Annotated in this window: 18 protein-coding genes; all 18 read right to left on the reverse strand. The window is 35.2% G+C overall.

The window, feature by feature from the left end:
* Window positions 1–12: 12 nt before the first annotated feature.
* Complete coding sequence (locus ACFQ3W_RS24300) at window positions 13–915, reverse strand: phosphotransferase (protein WP_379321819.1); 903 nt, start codon at window positions 913–915, stop codon at window positions 13–15.
* The gene (locus ACFQ3W_RS24305) at window positions 905–1855 is read right to left on the reverse strand and encodes a sulfotransferase family protein (RefSeq protein WP_379321820.1); all 951 of its coding nucleotides are present in this window, start codon (window positions 1853–1855) and stop codon (window positions 905–907) included. Before ACFQ3W_RS24305 ends, ACFQ3W_RS24300 begins: the two co-directional genes overlap by 11 nt.
* 35 nt (window positions 1856–1890) lie before the next feature.
* Window positions 1891–2811 carry a transketolase family protein gene (locus ACFQ3W_RS24310; protein WP_379321821.1) on the reverse strand — a complete coding sequence of 307 codons (921 nt, stop codon included), beginning with the start codon at window positions 2809–2811 and terminating at the stop codon, window positions 1891–1893.
* Window positions 2801–3613: a transketolase gene (locus ACFQ3W_RS24315; protein ID WP_379321822.1), complete on the reverse strand. Its 813-nt coding sequence runs from the start codon at window positions 3611–3613 to the stop codon at window positions 2801–2803. The genes ACFQ3W_RS24310 and ACFQ3W_RS24315 overlap by 11 nt, the downstream gene beginning before the upstream one ends.
* On the reverse strand, window positions 3606–4022 hold the full coding sequence (locus ACFQ3W_RS24320) for a GtrA family protein (RefSeq protein WP_379321823.1): 417 nt from the start codon (window positions 4020–4022) through the stop codon (window positions 3606–3608). Before ACFQ3W_RS24320 ends, ACFQ3W_RS24315 begins: the two co-directional genes overlap by 8 nt.
* On the reverse strand, window positions 4003–5052 hold the full coding sequence (rfbG, locus tag ACFQ3W_RS24325; protein ID WP_379321824.1) for a CDP-glucose 4,6-dehydratase: 1050 nt from the start codon (window positions 5050–5052) through the stop codon (window positions 4003–4005). The genes ACFQ3W_RS24320 and rfbG overlap by 20 nt, the downstream gene beginning before the upstream one ends.
* Window positions 5052–5822, reverse strand: coding sequence for a glucose-1-phosphate cytidylyltransferase (rfbF, locus tag ACFQ3W_RS24330; RefSeq protein WP_379321825.1), 771 nt, complete (start codon window positions 5820–5822; stop codon window positions 5052–5054). The genes rfbG and rfbF overlap by 1 nt, the downstream gene beginning before the upstream one ends.
* A gap of 16 nt (window positions 5823–5838) precedes the next feature.
* Window positions 5839–7899 (reverse strand): hypothetical protein, encoded by a 2061-nt coding sequence (locus ACFQ3W_RS24335; RefSeq protein WP_379321826.1) that lies wholly within the window; start codon window positions 7897–7899, stop codon window positions 5839–5841.
* An 885-nt stretch (window positions 7900–8784) separates the two neighbouring features.
* Entirely contained in the window at window positions 8785–10359 is a 1575-nt protein-coding gene (locus tag ACFQ3W_RS24340) for a glycosyltransferase (RefSeq protein WP_379321827.1), read from the reverse strand.
* Window positions 10356–12587 carry a hypothetical protein gene (locus ACFQ3W_RS24345; RefSeq protein ID WP_379321828.1) on the reverse strand — a complete coding sequence of 744 codons (2232 nt, stop codon included), beginning with the start codon at window positions 12585–12587 and terminating at the stop codon, window positions 10356–10358. The genes ACFQ3W_RS24340 and ACFQ3W_RS24345 overlap by 4 nt, the downstream gene beginning before the upstream one ends.
* A gap of 36 nt (window positions 12588–12623) precedes the next feature.
* Window positions 12624–13349: an ABC transporter ATP-binding protein gene (locus ACFQ3W_RS24350; protein WP_379321829.1), complete on the reverse strand. Its 726-nt coding sequence runs from the start codon at window positions 13347–13349 to the stop codon at window positions 12624–12626.
* A gap of 41 nt (window positions 13350–13390) precedes the next feature.
* Window positions 13391–14170 carry an ABC transporter permease gene (locus tag ACFQ3W_RS24355; RefSeq protein WP_379321842.1) on the reverse strand — a complete coding sequence of 260 codons (780 nt, stop codon included), beginning with the start codon at window positions 14168–14170 and terminating at the stop codon, window positions 13391–13393.
* Between the two features lie 29 nt (window positions 14171–14199).
* Window positions 14200–15321 (reverse strand): DegT/DnrJ/EryC1/StrS family aminotransferase, encoded by a 1122-nt coding sequence (locus tag ACFQ3W_RS24360; RefSeq protein WP_379321830.1) that lies wholly within the window; start codon window positions 15319–15321, stop codon window positions 14200–14202.
* A gap of 4 nt (window positions 15322–15325) precedes the next feature.
* Window positions 15326–15958 (reverse strand): acetyltransferase, encoded by a 633-nt coding sequence (locus tag ACFQ3W_RS24365; RefSeq protein WP_379321831.1) that lies wholly within the window; start codon window positions 15956–15958, stop codon window positions 15326–15328.
* 3 nt (window positions 15959–15961) lie between these two features.
* The gene (locus ACFQ3W_RS24370; RefSeq protein WP_379321832.1) at window positions 15962–16903 is read right to left on the reverse strand and encodes a GDP-mannose 4,6-dehydratase; all 942 of its coding nucleotides are present in this window, start codon (window positions 16901–16903) and stop codon (window positions 15962–15964) included.
* A gap of 23 nt (window positions 16904–16926) precedes the next feature.
* A complete protein-coding gene (gene gmd, locus ACFQ3W_RS24375) occupies window positions 16927–17901 on the reverse strand; it encodes a GDP-mannose 4,6-dehydratase (protein ID WP_379321833.1) in 975 nt (324 codons plus the stop codon).
* Window positions 17902–17937: 36 nt separating this feature from the next.
* Window positions 17938–19014, reverse strand: coding sequence for a mannose-1-phosphate guanylyltransferase (locus tag ACFQ3W_RS24380; RefSeq protein WP_379321843.1), 1077 nt, complete (start codon window positions 19012–19014; stop codon window positions 17938–17940).
* Between the two features lies 1 nt (window position 19015).
* Window positions 19016–20092, reverse strand: coding sequence for a glycosyltransferase family 4 protein (locus ACFQ3W_RS24385; protein ID WP_379321834.1), 1077 nt, complete (start codon window positions 20090–20092; stop codon window positions 19016–19018).
* Window positions 20093–20393 lie beyond the last annotated feature (301 nt).

Below are 20393 nucleotides of genomic sequence, written 5' to 3' on the forward strand. Positions count from 1 at the left end.
CTCACTTTACTTCTATTGCTTTATTAAAAGAATCTCCTCTAAACGTCGATCGAAGGATAAAGCATTTGAGTGAAAAGTATTATTTTGGTAGGATAAAAAGCACTTTAAAATAGTAACAAAGATCATCAATGCCTTTAATCTGTCTGCATCAATATTAGTGACCGAGAGTAAACTTTGATTATAGTAAACTCGCTGATCAAAAAATGTTAACCAATAACATAAGTCATAATCCTTTACTCCAATAATACAATCTTCCCAGTCAATAATAATAGGCTTATTGCCTAAGCGCATGATATTTTTATTACTTAGGTCTCCATGACTAAGAACTAACTCATCACTTCTTTTCATTATTTCGTTGACATAATCCAAGTGACGTGAGCATTCTTGATAAATTTTGTTTTCTATCAATCCCTTATCATATAATAAGAGCAATGCATTTACTGCTGTATCGTATAATTCTGTTATTGAATATACCCCATCAAGTGTAGGGTGCTTGCCTATGGAACTTAGTTTATGGGAGTAGTCTTCAATTATGGATTGTACTTCTTCTAGTGTTAGCGGTTCCTCGAACGATTCAAGGAAATCCATAATTAGAAAAGTTTGCTTACCTCCACCAATAATAATATCCTCTTGAGCTATATCCAGATAATCGCCATACAATGCTTTTAATATATTTATTTCTTTTAATAAATTGTTTCGGTATTCATTTCCCTTCATGTGTGTTTTTATAAATCTATTTTTTCCGTCAATTACAGCGCGCGAGAATACACCAAGAGTTCCTCCTGGTCGAATTTCATTAATAGCAACAAGATCATGTTTTCCAGAAAGTGAAAATTTCAATTCTTCAAAATACAAATTATAACAATCCTGAACTAAAAGTCCAGGATTGTTATAATGATGAATTTTACTTAGCATAATATTCTCTCAGATACTCAATATTTTGATAATCAAAATGTCGAGCAAGTGCAGTTGTACCTGCAACAATTTTATTCTTTTCCTCAACTGTCAACTCACCGATGATTTCTTTATTATAGTCTTCTGTACTTTTCAACACGGTTCCCCATGGTGCGATCATGTCCTTAATCTCTTGTGAGTTCCAACTTGGATATAATAGACTTTCATTAAAATCTACACCGATAAACTCAGAGACAGCTCTCATAAACTTCTCTTTGTCAGCAACCAAATCTTCATATCTGAAAATTTTTACATTTTGAGGATACATTTTGGCGTACATCTCAGCAGTAGAATGATAGATATTCCAAGTGATTAGATAACGATTGAGCGGTAACGGGAATGGACGTCTTTTCGTATCACGATAAGCAGAGAAGGGATTGCGAACAATATGCATAATCTTAATATTTGGAAAATCCCGAACCATACGGTCAGCATCGATACCAATGGCAGGAGAATATCCCACATAAGTCATATCTTCCTTAGGCTCGGTATAATAATTTTCCCATGCGTAGAATGTGGATCTAAAGAAAGCCTCTATCACTGTTTTGCGGGAGGTGCCATTGTCCTTCAAGAATTTAACAAAATAATCGATTCGTTTCTGTTCATCCAAAACCAGGTCGGCTTCTTTAAATTTCGAACCATTTCTCTTTCTTAAAAAAGTCTTCATTTCTTCATCGATCATTTGCTCATATAACTCTTCAGGTGACAAACCCTCCGGAAATTCAGGGTATCTATACTGCACTCTCTCCACCGATGCCAAGAAATCGTTAAAATTTCTGTTACCCAACTGTGATTCAAAAGGATAAACCAGCAAGTTTGGATGTCCATCCAAATGCCTATGTGTCACATTTCCCCCATGCTCAAATCCAGCAGATATCATCACAAAATTAAAATTATTCATTTTATAAACCCTCCATGTTATTATTTACAATCCACTTAAAACTTTAACTTGTTTAGTATCCTTTTTGAAATGCTTTCACCATCTAAGCCGTAATACTCTCTAAGATAACTCTGCGATCCCACCATACTAGTATACTCGTCATTTAAACCCATACGAACGACAACAGCTCTGGTTCGCTGCTCTGCGATCACCTCAGAAACAGCCCCTCCAAATCCCCCGATAATATTATGTTCCTCCAAGGTAAAGATGTAATCCATCTTGTCGGCAAGCTCAAGAATGGTAGCTTTATCAAGAGGCTTGACACTTGGAAAAGAATAAACAGCACAATCGATACCAGCCATCGCCAATATCTCGGCCGCAACGATTGCTTGATCTGCAATTGCGCCTGCCACTAATATGGCTGTGTCCTTTCCGGATCTCAATAAATTTGCCTCATAATAAGAAACTAACGCTCCATCTTTATATAATTGCTTTTCCCCTCCCTTGCCTAGCCGAATATAACATGGGCCATCCTGACTTGCAGCTGCCCTTGTCACCGCCTCTGTCTCTAGCGGATCCGCTGGCGTATATATAGTCATTTCAGGTAGAGCTCTCATGAAGGCAATATCTTCAGTAGCATGATGGCTCATACCCAATGCACCATAGGAGAATCCGCCACCAACAGCTACGATTTTTACATTAGCCCTGTGGTAAGCAACATCATTCCTGATCTGTTCGTAACACCTTGCTGTTGCAAAGTTTGCAATTGAGTAGGTGAATATCAGCTTTCCTTCCAATGCCATTCCAGCTGCCACTGAAGTCATGTTTTGTTCACTAATTCCTGCATTAATAAACCTATCCGGGAAATTTTGCTGGAACTGAGTTAGAACTCCAAAGCCTAAATCTCCAGTAAGCAAAAACAAATTTGAGTTATCTCTGGCTAACTCCGATACTGTTTGAACAAATCTATTCCTCATCTCGGCTAGCCTCCAATTCCATAATAGCGTTATCGTAATTATCACCCTGGGGATCTCGGTAATGCCACAGGACTTGATTTTCCATAAACGAAATACCTTTCCCCTTAACGGTATGCGCTATTATGCATTTAGGCTTTTCACCCTTGTTTTGTGATAGAGCGTTACGTAACTGTTCATGATCATGACCATCCACTTCAATTACGTCCCATCCGAACGCTCTCCACTTTGTCCCCAAGTCAATTAGCTCAATGGTATTTTCACATAGATCCAGACTCTGCAATTTGTTGTGATCGATAATGACAAAAAAGTTTGATAGTCGATAGTGATTTGCAAACAAGGCTGCTTCCCACACGGAGCCTTCATCACACTCACCATCTCCAATAATCACATAAACCTTATGCTCTTTATGATCACGTTTTGCTGCAATAGCCATACCTGCACCAACAGAAATACCATGTCCCAGCGACCCAGTTGATAATTCTACTCCTGGAACCCCTTTATGTGCCACATGTCCGGAAAGCTTGCTTCCGTTAGAATAATGAGTGGATAGTTCCTTTACATCAAAAAAGCCTTTCTCGGCTAAAGCTGCATATATAGCCGCACCTGCATGCCCTTTACTGAGTATGAATCGATCACGAAGATCATTCTTTGGGTCATGCGGGAAGATAGACATAACATCATTGTAGAGAACGGCAACAATATCCGCAATAGATAACACTGCACCAATATGAGAACCTCTTGAAAGATGTGTCATTTCGATACCATGCCTTCTGATTCTCCACGCGAGCTGCTTACTATTCATAGCTAGACTCCTTCCGTGATGATCTAAAAGCCCAGTACTTATTTAATAAAAAATTCAAAGGCACTGTAATAAACAATATTAAAATCGGTGCTATTGTGGTGGGCATATGAATGTACTGAACTAAAATAAATAATAGAACTGTGCTTAACAAAAATGTTACTCCGTAAGATGAGAATACTTTTATAAATGTCTTGGTTATTCCAGCTTCGTTTTTCTCAAACACATATTTCTTGTTCCAATAAAACGCATTTATCACTCCTGCTATAAAGCCAATAACATGAGCAAGCAAGTAATGTACACCCGCAAAGACCAATAAGAAATAAATTATATAACTGATAAGAGTATTAAAAACGCCAACAATTCCAAACTTCAGAAACTGTATTACCCATTTATAAACTGAAGAATTCATTGATCTGCTTATCCATAATTTCTGATAGTTCTCCATTTACCAAATAGGTTTTATACCATTCTATTGTTTTTTCAACCGCAATATCTACGCTCCACTTTGGCTCCCAGTAAAATTTGGATTTAAGCTTGGAGCAATCAAGTTTGAGGAAATTAGCTTCGTGAGGACCCTCTACAGGCCTACTAACCCATGATACCCCGTCTCCCCACTTTTCACAGAACAGTTCTACTAATTTCCCGGTTGATATACAGTCTCTATCGTCTGGCCCTACATTATAGCAACCTGAAAATTCAATATTTTCGTATTGCTTCTCTACGATTAGTAAGTAGACAAATAACGGCTCAAGAACGTGCTGATAGGGTCGAATCGAATGTGGATTTCGCACCGTGATTGGTGTTTGACTCTCAATTGAACGAACACAATCTGGAATTATCCGATCAGTTGCAAAGTCTCCTCCACCAATTACATTTCCAGCTCTCGCTGTTGAAACTGCAACATTCTTCTCATTAAAAAATGAGTTCTTATAGCTTTCTGTTACTAATTCTGAACAAGATTTACTATTTGAATAAGGGTCGAATCCATCCAGTGGATCATTTTCTCGGTAACCCCATTCCCACTCCTTATTTTTGTATACCTTATCCGTTGTAACATTCAAAAATGACCGGACACCACCAAATAGTCGAATACATTCCAGAATGTTAGCCGTTCCAATTACATTTGTTTCATAAGTATACACTGGATTTTTATATCCTTCTCTTACAATGGGCTGGGCAGCTAAATGGAAGACAATTTCTGGTCTTGACTCCTCAAAGACCTCCTGTAGTCGTTTTAAGTCACGAATGTCCCCAAAATTACTTTTGACCTTATCTTGAATACCACTAATGGCAAATAGATTAGGATCTGTCGCTGGTTCAAGCGAGTAACCCGTTACCTCCGCATCTAGATTAACGAGGATTTTGCTAAGCCAGGAGCCCTTAAAACCTGTATGCCCGGTAACCAAAACTCTTTTATTTCTGAAGAAGCTCGTATTCATTACCATGTCCTCCAAGGCGCTTGATTGCTTAACCAGAGTTCCTCAAGCTTCTTTTTATCTCTTTGAGTATCCATACATTGCCAAAAACCTTCATGTTTGTATGCCATTATTTGTCCGCTCTTCGACAAGTTCTCTAAAGGTTCTTGTTCAAACACGGTTGTGTCATCTTTAATGTAATCGAAGACTTCAGGATTCAATACCATAAATCCTGCATTGATCATACTTCCATCAGCATCCGATTTTTCTCTAAATGCCTGTATGGTGTTATCTTCGCCAATATCAAGGACCCCAAACCTCTGACCAACATTGATCGTCGTTAACGTGGCCAATTTGCCATGAGATCTATGGAAATCTTCAAGTGCTGCAATGTTTACGTTAGAAACGCCATCTCCATAGGTTAACATAAACGGTTCATTACCAACATACTTCTGAATTCGCTTAATACGGCCTCCTGTCATCGTATGAAGTCCTGTATCAACTAAAGTAATTCGCCACGGTTCAGTAGTATTATCGTGAATTTCCATACTGTTTTTCGCTAAATCTAGTGTAATATCAGAAGTGTGTAAAAAATAGCTCGAAAAAAATTCTTTTATAGAATAAGCTTTATAGCCCAGGCAGATTATAAAATCATTATATCCATAAGTCGAGTAACCCTTCATGATATGCCACAGTATTGGACGATCACCGATCTCAATCATTGGTTTGGGCTTCAAGTGACTCTCTTCTGAGATTCTTGTTCCAAACCCCCCTGCCAAAATAACGACTTTCATATTAGCTCCTCTTTTCTTAACTATTATAAATAGTATCAATATTCGGCACATGAATCGGAGTGTTGTATTTATAAATTAAATAATTCCCAGAAATCAACTTTTCCGAGGGAGTACCGAATTTTTTTATTATTGTTTCTTCATTTAGAGGGTTCGTCGCTTTGTCAATTAGGATAAAGTCAAAAGAATCCTCAAACCATTCTCTTTTTGAAATATATTTGAAAGGGTAAATATTCCCACCCGCTTCATATATGGATCTAACCTTCACTTTATCATTACTATAAACTGTTACGATATTTCCAGACCAATAATCAGCTAATCCTTTGTGCAAGTTATTTTGAACTAAAAAACTTGCAACCTGCCTTTGAGGGGTGTCTATAATTTTCAAGTTAAAATTCGTCATCCCAGCAAAATAAGTTGCGCTGTAAATAATGCAAAGGTACATTATGAACATCTTTGAAAAAATAATTGACTTTTCCTTAACACCTCTGCTTAAAAGAAACTTGCGTAAAGAATCTAAAGGCATCCATCGAGCCAACAAAATGGAACCATAAAACACCACAAGCGACATATATCGAGAACTCCCCTTGTACTCACCGAAAGGAGTAAGAATCAATATAAGCACTATAAAGACAATAGAAATAAAGAGGGTTAAATTAATAATATCCAGATCTTTATATTTTTTAGCAACCTTAAGCATCGCATATCCAACAGCGAATACACCAATCAAATGAAGGAGGGCTACAAATGTATCTACTTTAAAAAAGTATTGATCAAGAAAATTGGCACCGAACAACTCTAATAGACTAATAATCGTTCTCCCTACATTTCCAATTAAAGCATCTGGGGCCACAAACTTATTGCCTATACGAAGACTTCCATCCACGATAACACCCATACTTTCAATTAAAAACAATAAAATTCTCGACATTAAGTAGGATACGCTAGTCAAAATTACAACCTTCCGAAAATATTTGTCTTTCCATTTGAAAATGCACGCCAGTAGAAGCGGGATTCCTGCAACATAGAACGAAAAATCATCTCCAACAAAGGTAATTATCATTAATACAGTTGCCCACCATAATTTCCTGTTTTGAACAAGAATAAATACAATTATCATATATGCTAGCCCACCTAAATGAGCTGTAACATTCAATGTGTTATGTATCTGTATAACAGAAGGAATACCACATAAAGAGAACACAAGAAAAGCACGTACAAATGAAAAACCAGTATCATTCTTTCCTGCAACATACATAGATATTGTCACTATAACAGCGTATAATAAGCCAAACCCTAAATACGTTCCCAGAGCCATATCATGTACAAATAGACTTATTATCGCATTCCAAGGTACCTCTGTTGTGTAAAGAAAACCCGTATTGAATGCCCAATCTCTTAACAAAATATTTCCCTTTGCAAAATCTAACCCTGATATATATCCCGAAACAGCATCTGAATGAAGAGGAATATTTATTGCTATAAGTGTATATAGTGTCCACATTGTGCAAAAGAAAAGACTAAAACATATCACCTTACCAAGACGAGTTTTTATCATTCTTTCTAAACAGGATTTAACCCTATTAAATTTTCTTAAAAAAAGAATTGCTGCGAGTCCCACTAATGAAATTGCTAGTAATAATATCTTCTTATTCAGATCAATTACTTTCAATATATGAAAACCAAATTTAGGAGAGTTTCCTGTCCTATACTCAATATAATCGGAAGATATACTAACTTTTGGATTCCTCGAAAACCAAAATGCATTTTTCTCATCAATTAGATCAAAAGATACCTTCAGATGGTTCTTGTTTACACTAATATTGCCTAAATTCACATTCATTTCGGCATAGTACAAATTATTATCAATATTCTTTAAAGGCACTCTCTCGCCCTCAAACAGAAGCATGTTGTTTTCATCGTCAATGACATGGTACGAAAGATAAACTTGGTCATTATATAAACTTTCATTTATGAATAAAGCTTGTACAGTGGTCGTGAATGAAGGTAGGGATTGTTCTTCTTTGTTTATTACAGCAATTCTCACATCAGGTGAAGCATCAACTGATGCAAAACTCATGCTATTGTCAAACACTCCAAGTATGATAAGCAGAACTAATATAATGAAAGATAACTTTCGCAAATCTATTCACCCTTCGTAATGAACTGTATTTTAATAAAACACAATACTCTATAAAAAAATATTCAAATTGTTACAGTACTGAATAAGACTAAGAGTAAAGATTTAATGTTATAAGCCAAGGGACAAGTCTTTATCAGGTTCGCAGGGGTATAAAATTCAACCTTTTCCTTTATAACATTTTCCTTTCTATTCTCGAAAGTGGAATTAGCTAACTTCTTTTAAAATAAAATGCAATAAATTCTTTTTTTGTGAAATCATTCACTATTTATAAATTAAAAATATCCCAATGTTTATTTTCCTTGCCTGATAAGAATGTCAGTGAGTCTGCCTGTTTCAGGGGAAAGACATTGGGAAATTAACATTAACCTACGGGGAGGAGAAAGCTTAGTTGGTTACTTTGGTCCCTCCTAGCAAGAATAAGGCTTCCATGAATCTCGCCTAACTACTATATCCATTAGACTGTTTTATTTTTATAACGCCCAAAAACCCCAATAAACTAATTATAGAGAACGATTTAAAGTATTACCATTATACATAATAGTATCAATTTTTGGGGCTCCAATGAAACCAGCAAGCTATTTTCATTTACAAAGCCAGATTTTATTTGTATTAGACAAATATTCGTGAGGTCGACCTTAAAGTTTAAGTCACTCTCACCTTGTTCATGTAAAAAGAAATCTATCTCACCTCCCCAAAAACCCCCTAAAGTTGATGAGAAAGGTTTTTCGTTATAGTCTCTTTTTGAGGCTAATTTTAACATCAAATTATTTAAATAAACTTCCTTATTAGAATTTAATGTAGCGCTAAAACAAATTGTTTCAACTAGTGAATTTCATGGAAAACATGATTGTATTCTTGAGCAACTTTTCTCCAATCTCGATGACTGAATTTTTCATACAATTGTTTTTGAGATTGGTACAATGTCTCATAATTGTCAATAGCCCATACGATTTTCTTGGCTATTGAGTAGGGATTATATGGATCAAATAGCATACTATCTTTTAGTTCTGTATTATCGATTTCATGCCTAACGACAGGTATATCACTCATTATAGAAGGTGTTCCAACGGAATAAGCTTCAGAGAAGGTAAAGGGAAAACCACCTTCAAACAAAGTAGGGTTAACAGCACACTTAGCCATATTATTAAATGCTGCTAAAACCTCAGAAGGCAAACCATGCATTACAAAAATATCATTATACAAATGATATGACTCTATATACTTTTTCATATAATTTACATCTATAATATTGCCTGTTAAAATTAGCTTTATATTCCTATGAAATTCATAGTTGCATATTTTTATAGCTTTTATTAAATTGAATATATTTTTATGTGGTCTATACTGAGAGGAATAAATTATAAACTCAAAAGAGCTAAGATCCGAATTGAAAAAGTGTTTTTGATGCTTATTTTGAATGTATTTACTTACTATATATTTTGCATTTTGTTGCAAAGAGTAATGTTTTTCCAATATGCTAGAATCCTTTAAATAACTACTCATATCCACATTAGCATGTTTTATTACAGTAATTTTCTTTGGCTCTATTCCACATTTATCAACAAGATGTTCTTGTTTTACAAATTCACTATAACAAATAAGTTTATCTGCCGCATTAATGCTTTGTCTAATACGTTTATGGATCTCACCTACACCTATAAACTGTGTAGGAAAGTCATAAAAAACAATATCAGGAGCAGCCAAAATCTTTTTGCATTTTAAATCTTTTATTTGTGGCCAACCCATTGAAGGAATAAAGCAAGCATCAATATCATTACGATAATTTATCAGTCTTACTAATTTATTTAACTCATTATCGATTACAATTTGATAAATAATTCCTTTAGTTTTATTAGCAACAGTCAAAAACTTGTTTTTAATCACATTAAAAATATTCAATTTGAATATATGCATTAGTTTACGAACAAATGTAAATAATCCCACAAATAAAGCCATAAAGATAAGAAGCGGAGATAAAATTAAGAAAATTAATGAGTAGCTAATCAATTTAAAACATAAAAACAACAAAGATGATGTGCTAAATAAATCTACGATAAAATGTTTCAATAAGTTTACCGTACTACTTTTGATTTTTTTTAATACTTGATAAATGCGATTAGGTTTGTTTTTCTTTTCTTTTCTCTTTTCAATAAATTTTGTTTTTAGCTTTACACCAAAGGGAATACTATTTGTCGTACAAATTTCGAATCCATCAATTTTTATCATATTGTCTTCAAGTAATTCTTTTAAAGGTTCCCTTAACCACTCTGGACAAAAAAGTATCATTTTTGTATTTTGTTTTGAATTTTCCTTTAGAATAAAGGCGAGAAGTCTGCTAATTCCTTCTGTTGTTAAATTTACTCCTGGTTGAAAACCCAAGAAAAATCCAATCTTCATAAAAAATTCTCCAATACCTTAGAAATTTTACTCACTACATCAATTTCGTCATCTTTTTTGTAATTATGTTTAATTTCTAATTCACTATCATTCTTAGCTAATTCCTCTACAAGTTGATTTTGGGAGTTGAAAAAGTTCTGATAGTAAAACTCATAATTAATTTGCCGCTCAAACTCCTGGTAAAACGGAAAATCATTCACAACAATTTTTTTAGAAAAATACGCCGCTCTAGAAAGCTTGTAATATATATTTTTAATATTATAAGTAAATACTACTTTGTTCGCAAACGCATATAATGCATTATATTCATTTTCATTAATATTCACATGTAATGAAACTTTAGTTTTTATAAATTCATCTTTTTGAAGATAATCATTGATTTGGTCAAGGAATATGCTATCTTCTTCATAATTATTGCAAATTACTTTGATTTTTAGATTACTTCTATATAATCTATAAAAATCTGATATATTTTTCAGAATGTTTCTAACTATATCTTTCTGATTTAAATCTATTTCTAATAATGTATATTCTGACTTAATAGGTAAATCAGTTACAAGTTTAGGTTCTTTAAATACAAAAGGCACCACATAAACATTAGCTTCACTAACTCCATAAAAATTAACAATGTCTTTTTTGCTTTGATTCGATAAGGTTAAAATAAACGCTGCGTTCCTAATATTGTATAATCTAGGGGTTGAGATAAGTTGGTAGTATTTGTCACCAATATTTTCAATATATATACCGTAAGGTTTTAAAGGTGGTATTACATTATCTAATTGGTCATCCAGGAATAACCAATAATCAGCTTCCACAAAGTTTTTAGCGTGATCAACAGGCAGTAAATAGTCTATTTTTAATTCCGGTTCTTTTTCAAACATAAGCTCAAGAGTATCTTGAATATTTAAATACGGGGTATCTTCGAAACTATACTCTCTAACCGAAATACTATTACTGATCAAATCACTAAAATCGTTTTCTATGCTATAACGACTTGATAATACGTTTAAAAAAACACTGTTCTTGCCATTGATACTTTTCACTGCTTTGTTCAGTGTAAGCATAAAATTATTATAATCACTTAAATGAAACCTAGCCGTTTTTTCAGGTAGAAAAACAGCTATTTTTTTATCTGTGTTTTGGGTTATTGGAGTATTCTCAAGGATGGGAATGAAGTTTCTTCTCCAAGTCTCGAAAACATACTCATAGGAAAATTTATATAGAATTTCTTTCTGATCTTGCTGAATCTTCTCTATTAAGTCGGCGTCTCCTTCTAATATTTTTTTTATCTTTTTCTTTGCTTCTTTAACATCCTTACAGCATCCTGATTGCCGATTTCCTCCCAAAATATTAAGAAGTCCACCTTCCAAATAAACCACTGGCATTCCAGCAATCATTGCTTCAATTGGATTATAGGGCAAATATCTAGGATCAGAAGAGTGATAATACATAACTCTACATTCTTTATAAAGTCCAAATATTTCTTCTCTTTCTATATATCCAACTACTCTTTCATCATCAATAGGAACTGGTTGATTTCCAGCAATTACATAGTCAAATCCCTTAAAATCCTGGGTAAAATTATTATAAATCTCTTTCGACTCAAGATTGCAATTGATTTCTTTACAAAAGAAAAGCAACTTAGATTGATACCCCGTCCATTGATTTTTAATTTCATAAGATTCTATTGGGATACCAAATGGCATATAAACTGCCTTATCTTTGAAAATATTTTCTTCAATTCCCGAAAGATTTGAATAACATTCAGAAAACCACAATCTTTTCTTTATTTGCTGTAGTTTATTCAAATCATTATTGCTAAAATTATATTTAATTAATTTTGAATAGCTAGCAGTACTTGAAAGACCTACCCCAAAAGTTCTGAAGAAAATATTCCCCTCAAAATTTCTTAGCAATGTTTTAAACGTACAAAATGAATTGTCTGGATATGTTAAAGCGGTGCTAAAATATTTATTGATGATTTTTTTTATTTTTAGCGGCATATTAGAATCAGAATAAAAATTATAACTATTTAATAATCTCAATTCATCTTCTGGAATAGTCAAAGTTTTATCATATTCATAAGTAACTGATCCATTTGCCTGTAAAATTTCCTTCAGCACAACTTTTGGGGTAAATATCTCAAATCCCAAGTCTCTAATTAAAGGGAGTTCAAGTTCACTTATGATGCCATTGTTAAATAGCCATAAAATTCTTTTTTCTTTCATTATATTTCCTCACAGTCGAAATAAGTTGAATATAGGTTACCCCATCGAATTTTTATAATACTCAATAACCTCCTGTGCTTTCCCATCCATTACGATGTTCCCACCTTTAACCAAAATTACGCGATTACAAACTTCCTCAATTGTTTTTAGATCATGGGAAACCAGAATCAGTATTTTGGCCTTTCCCATCAATCCCATCATTCTCGCCTTAGCTTTTACAGCAAACGATGCGTCTCCCGCACCAATTACTTCATCAAGGAGCAGTATCTCCCCGTCAATGGATGTTGAAATCGCAAATGCAAGACGGATAAGCATCCCGGATGAATAAGAACGAATGGGGTAATCGATAAATTCGCCTAATTCTGCAAAATCTATGATCTTTTGCTCTTGCTCTTTTATTCTCTTTGGGGTTTCTCCAAGAAGCAGACCACGGTACATAATATTTTCTCTGCCGGTGGATTCCAAGTCAAAACCAAGTGCTAAATCGAATAATGAGCGTATCTCCCCCTTCACCTCAAGTAGTCCAGATTTAATGGGGTAGATCCCTGCAATCGTTTTAAGCAATGTACTTTTACCTGCACCGTTATGGCCAATTACACCAACCTTTTCGCCTTCTCGAATATACAAATTGAAGTCTTTTAAAGCGTGCACATCTTCCAATTTTTCTTTTTTCTTTTGAAGCTTTAATAAAGAAAACACTTCTTGCTTCAAGGTGGTTGCATTATAAATATGCGATGGGTAGTATAAATTCACGTTTTCCATTCGAACATAGTATTTATCCATTGTTTTCTTCCTTATATATTTTATATATAGAAAATAACTTTATTGCTATTTTTCTTGTATACTCTCCCGGCCCACAGTGAAAAAACAAGTATGGTTCCCAAAGTGTACAAATAATCTGTTACTGTAGGCATAACACCATACAAGAAAGGATCTCTTATTAGGTTAAGTATATGAGTGATTGGATTTAAATTAAAAAAATTTACTAGTGCAGGATTAGAGGTAAACATCTCCTTTTTTAAAAACACAGGAGATACATACCATACAGCCTGAATAACTAATGCCATCACTTGGGGGTAGTCACGATATTTTGCATTGGTAAAACCTGCAATAGTTGTAATAGCCCATGAAAGACAGAAATATAATAAAGTAGTTAATGGAAGGGTGATTATCCCAAAAAAAACATTCACAGGACTAACAATCAACATCCAGATTCCGAGAGAAAACATCGCAATAATAAATGTTATTGTAAATACAAGAGCCGACTTTAAGGTATAGATAATTATAGGGTGGTTAAACTGGCGAATGTATTGTTCGCTAGTCATAATCGAATATCCACCACCGATAAAGGAGCTACTAATAAGCTCCCATACAATTAATCCGGAGAGAATATAAGGTGCGTAGTCTTCAATTGGCGTGTTGAATACTGTACCAAAAACCGTAGACATCAGAGCTGTAAGCAACAATGGATTCATAAACGTCCATAGAATGCCCAGTTTAGAGCGTCTAAACTTATTTTTTAATTCGGCGCGAACGAGATGAGACCAAAAGAATCTGGTCTGATAGATCTTCTGTATTAACACTTTCAAAATGACTCCTCCAAACCCTTCGTTTACAGGTTATTCCTACAGTGAAATACAAGTCTGCTACAAATATACTCTATTTCCTCATCAGTCAACGTAGCATTCGTAGGTATATTAAAACCACGGGATGATACTCTGTCCGCAACCGGATAGTTGGCATCTTCCTCAAAATAAGGTGGCATCTGATGCATTGGATAAAATAATGGCCGTGTTTCAATTCCATCTGCGTCTAATAATGACATGATCTCATCTCGACTAGCCTTTATTTTATCACTCAGTAATATTGAGATCATCCAATACGTATGTTTTGCCCAAGGCATTTCAGGTTGTAGTGTAAATAAATCGTTGTACTGCGCAAGCGAATCTATATATTGAGCAGCTACTCTTCTTCTTTGTCCTAAATGCCACTCTATATTTTCAAGTTGCCCCAATCCTAAAGCCGCCTGTATATTGGTCATTCTATAATTATACCCGACTTCATTGAACCAATATCTTTTATGTGGATCCATGGCTTGTCCTCTGAGAAGCTTCATTCTTTCAGCAAGCTCACTGTTATTAGTTGTGACCATTCCACCTTCACCCGTAGAAATCACTTTATTGCCAAAAAAGCTAAAAGTCGCTACATCACCAATAGAACCTATGACTTGTCCTTTATACTCTGCTCCATGCGCCTCGGCAGCATCCTCAATAACGAAAAGGTTGTGTTTTTTTGCAATCTCCATAATTGGCCCCATATCAGCTGGATGACCATAGAGATGAACAACAATAATACCTTTAGTCTTCGACGTAATTTTCTCCTCGATCTTTTTGGGGTCCATATTCCATGAATCCTTCTCACAATCGACCAAGACGGGAGTCGCACCACAATATTTCACTGCATTTGCTGTAGCTATATAAGTGAAAGTAGGGATTATAATTTCATCACCTTGGCCAATTCCATAAGCTAATAATGGCAAGTGTAGAGCTACCGTACCATTCGCACATGTGAGAGCATGCTTTGTACCGCAGAACTCAGCAAATTGCTTTTCAAATTCAGTGACATATTTCCCATTAGCAGAAATCCACCCAGTATCAATACAATCAAGAACATATTTTCTCTCATTGCCATTTAGCACAGGACTTGCAAGTGTGATTCTTTGAACAGCTTTCATTACTTCATCCCCTATTAGCAATTTTATTAGCAGGTACACCTACAACTGTGACATTAGGAGGGACATTTGAGAGGACAACTGATCCTGCTCCTATAATCGACCACTCTCCAACTTCAATACCCGGTATTACTTTGCTACCAGCACCAAGAAACGCACCTTCTCCTACAGTGACATTACCCGTAAGTGATGCACCTGGTGCAATATGAGCATGAGAATAAATGATACAGTCGTGGTCCACGCCTGATAATGTATTTATAATGACATTGTCTTCGATAGTCGCACATGAGTTTACTACTGCCCCAGGCAAAATAACAACACCGCGCCCTATTTTTGCATGATGAGATACGTAAGCAAACGGACTGATAGCACTTGCAGGTTTAAAACCACTAGTAACTAAATTGTGAAACAACTTTTTTCTTAGTCTATTGTCTCCAATTGCAACGCAAAACTTTGTTATTCCTTTCTCAAGAAGGGCTGGAAGAATCGCGTCATTCCCCAGATAAGGTATGCCACATAAAGAAAGGTGCTGATCATCGTTGTCTGTAAAACCTACAATATCATAGGTTTCCATACTTTGAAGAATATCTATCACAACCTTGGCATGGCCTCCTCCTCCGATAATTATAATCTTCTCCAATGTTTACCCTTCCTTACCTGCATGATGTCCTCTCCAATACTCAAGTAAATCAACCATCGTTTGTTCAAGATCTCGAACAGGCTTCCACCCTATCTTCTCTCTAATTTTTGAGCTATCGCCAACTTTAACTAAAGTTTCATTTGCTCTAAATTTTTCTTCGTCAACTTTAATCTCAAGTGATTTTGCTTTTGACTTCCTGGAGAGTATATCCAACAGTTCAGAAACAGAGACTGCATACTGGGAAGAAACGTTGTATACTTCTCCACTCACTCCATTTTTCATTAATAAATAATAAGCTTCAACCACATCTCTTACATCTAAAAAATCTCTTTTTACGTTAATATTGCCTACGTGTATAGCATCAATAGCTCCAATTTCTATTTCAGCTATCTGCCTAGCAAAACTTGAACATACAAATTCTGGGGATTGACCTGGTCCAGTATGATTAAAAGGTCTTACCCTGACAATGTTCATTTTATAAGTTCTAGCGTATTGATCACTTAACAAATCTGCGCAAGCCTTAGCTCCAGCATAAGGATTGTTAGGCTGCATAAGATCCGTTTCCTTGAATGGGGCGCCTACTCCCTCACCATAAACTGCTGCAGAGCCTACATAAAGAACTTTAGACGATAAATCTAAACTTCTTAAAGCCTCATACAAAGAAAGCGTTCCATTTACAATAGTGTTGTAAGTTTGCTTTGGTTCTTTATAAGTTAATGGTACAAATGCAGATCCTGCCAAATGAAATATTTCACTAGGTTTTTCAGTTTTCAACACTTGCCGCAATGTTATTTCATCTGTTATTTCACACGGAATAAACCTGATTTTGTTACTCATATGTTTTTTGGTTCGTGCCAACCCAACTACTTCATAACCAACATCAAGTAGTTTTTGACTTAAGTAGCTACCCGCAAATCCAGTAACTCCAGTTACAAGAGCTTTCAATTGATCACATCCTACGGATATAATTAGTAACTAACCCGTTTTGCTTTCTCCATATCTGAATCCACCATGAGATGTACCAATTGTTTGAATGTTGTTTTCTGAGGGTTCCAACCTAAATTATTAATAGCCTTAGCTGGATCACCAAGAAGAAGATCTACTTCAGCTGCTCTAAAAAACTTGGGATCAGTAACCACATAATTTGTATAGTCCAAACCCACATGACTAAAAGCTATTTCACAAAATTCTCTGACTGAATGGGTTTCACCCGTTGCAATAACATAATCATCTGGCCGATCCTGCTGCAACATCAGCCACATGCATTCAACATAATCCTTTGCATAGCCCCAGTCCCGTAAAGCATCTAGGTTTCCTAATCTAAGTTCATGCTGAAGACCACACTTTATTTTGACAACCGCATCGGTTATTTTACGTGTAACAAATTCAATTCCTCTTCTAGGTGACTCATGATTAAACAGTATGCCTGAGCAAGCAAACATATTATAACTTTCGCGGTAATTCACAGTCATCCAATGCCCATAAACTTTGGCAACACCATAGGGACTTCTTGGATAGAAGGGAGTTGTCTCTTTTTGAGGTGTTTCAACTACCTTTCCAAACATTTCACTACTTGAGGCTTGGTAGTATCGAGCAGTTGGTTTGACTATTCTTAAAGCTTCAAGCATATTAGTAACGCTTAATGCTGTGACTTGCCCAGTCAATATCGGTTGATCCCAAGAGGTTCCTACAAAAGATTGAGCCGCTAAATTATAAACCTCATCAGGATTTGCCACTTTTACTGCATGAATAAGGGAGCTGAGATCTGTCAGGTCTCCGTCAATAAATTCAACTTCATTTACAATATGCTGAATATTCTCCATGATAGGTACACTAGTTCTTCTTCGCAAACCAAATACCTTATACCCTTTTTCTAGCAACAAATCTGCTAAATATGATCCATCCTGTCCAGTAATTCCGGTAATTAAAGCCCTCTTAGTCATGTTCAAACTCCTTCGATAATGTTATTTTTGCATTTATTACAAGTATTGTTCTAATTTTTGAACTTTCAACTCTTTTATCAGAGATTTTACTTCCTGAGCCTTATCTTTTTTACAAATTAGAGTAACATCGTCAGTTTCTACAATAATAAGATCTTCGACGCCTAACGTAGCAATTAACTTCCCGTTACTTTCTATAATGCAACGTTTAGTATCTATACTAAGAATATTTCCATTTATAGCATTTCCATGTTCATCAAGATCATTAATACGCTCTAATGCAGTCCAACTTCCAGCATCGTCCCAACCTAAGACACATGGAATAACATATATGTCCTTAACTTTCTCCATAATACCATAGTCAATAGATTGATCCGGCATCTTAGGAAATTCAGATTTAATTACCTCATTTTTAAAAGCATTTTCAAAAGACAATTTCATAGTTTCAAGTAAGTCATGCATCTGAGGCATAAGTTCCCGGATATAGTTACGGATCACCGACACCCTCCATACAAAAATACCACTGTTCCAATAGAAATTTCCAGCTTCAACATAAGATTTTGCTGTTATTTCATCGGGCTTTTCCACAAATTTATTTACTTTATAAGCAGCGTGATTTCCTACTTCAATCTGTTGATTAGTGCTTTCAATATATCCGTACCCCGTCTCTGGATAAGTAGGAGTAATACCAAGTGTCACCAGACTATCACCACGATAACTTATTTCAACAGCGGCCTTTAAAATGCTAATAAACTCATCCTTATTTTTAATTATGTGATCAGAAGGTAAAACGATCATTGAACTATCAGGATACCTTTCTTCAATAATAATAGAAGCTAGCCCTACACATGGAGCCGTGTTTCGCCCAACGGGTTCAATAATAATATTATCATTTGATAAATCAGGGATTTGAGCCTTAATTAGCTCTGCATATGATTCATTTGTGATAATGAATATTTGTTCTATCGGGATAAATTTCTGTAGTCGATCCACAGTTTGTTGGATCATAGACTTATTTCCCGATATATTTAGAAACTGCTTCGGCAAATTTGTCCGGCTCTTGGGCCAAAATCTCTCCCCTTTTCCTCCGGCAAGAATTAAGCAAGTAGTTACCATATTAACCTCCATACTTAAACTTATTAATGTAATCAAGTCTTTTTCTTATTAACTTACCTATTCTTTCTGGAGAATGATATTGCTTAATAAATTGTTCTCCTCTACTAGAAAGTTGATTATAATACTCACGGTCATTCACTAATTTCGCCATGTATTCACTCGCATGCCGAATATCTGGATCTGCCCATACCTGATAGGATTTATAGGGTCCATAATCGCTCGACAGATGGATTAAACCATAATCAACCAAACAGGAGTTGTTTGCATTCATAAAGTCAGTGTTTGAAGACCAGTTTGTTCCTATAACTGGTTTTCCTAAATACATAGCCTCCGCTAATACTAAACCGAACCCCTCACTCCGGTGTAGTGAGACAAAGCAGTCAGTAACATTGATTAAAGCATTCACATCATTCCGTGTGATAGTTTTGTCAATAATATATATGTTTTTGTAGCTATATGTGATTTCCCTTATTTCCTTTATTTCATCACTATCACCAGAGGGATTATTTACTTTAATGACTAAACCGACGCTCGTGTCATCTGGTCCAAAGGCACTTTTAAAAGCTTCTATTGCAGCCTTAGGATTTTTCCTTTCCTGAAAACTCTTAATATCATACATAGATAAGAATAAAAAACTATGTTTCGGCAATTGAAAGTATTCACGTGTGCGTCGCACATCAATATTAACTTCAATAGAATGGGGAATTTTAACAACTGGAATTGGGCTCTTCATCGATATTGAGTCTCTCACAAAATTCGAGGGCACCCAAACCTCATCTAAGAAGTCAAAATTATCTACCCACTCCTCAGGAAAGTCAGACAATTCCCAGTGCCAGAATCCTATATTATAGTTGTCCTTAAATAGAGCAGGTCCGAAGTATGTAAAAACATCTTTCATTTCTTCTGCGTTGATATGAAAAATGTTAATACTATATTGGGGCTTTTTTATTTCTTTATGAACCCAGGATAAGTCCTCCATTCTAGCACTACTTGTTCCTCTAAAATTTAATATTCCAAAAGGAATATTTGCTGCTTGGACACTTCTTGCAGCAGCTCGACAGGATTCACCTACCCCCATTTCTGCCCTAGAGTATCCTATTAAGTTTATTCCATCTTTAAATGGCTTCTGAACCTTTGAAACATTGCTTGCTACAGTAGTATTATTTATTAATCGTTCTCTGATTTTTTTTCTAACCGATTGAGAAATAAAATGTGAAGCTATCGGCTTACAGAGAATAGCAAACTTATATATGAGCCTATTAAAAAATCTATTAATCTAAACCACCGCCATCAATCTACATGAATTATTTATAAATGGAAATCTGGCTCCAACCCTGTCGTTATGCTAAAATAATACCCGTATCTACATGCAAAGGAGA

The organism is Paenibacillus puldeungensis (genome assembly GCF_042678945.1).
Classification (GTDB): Bacteria; Bacillota; Bacilli; order Paenibacillales; family Paenibacillaceae; genus Fontibacillus; species Fontibacillus puldeungensis.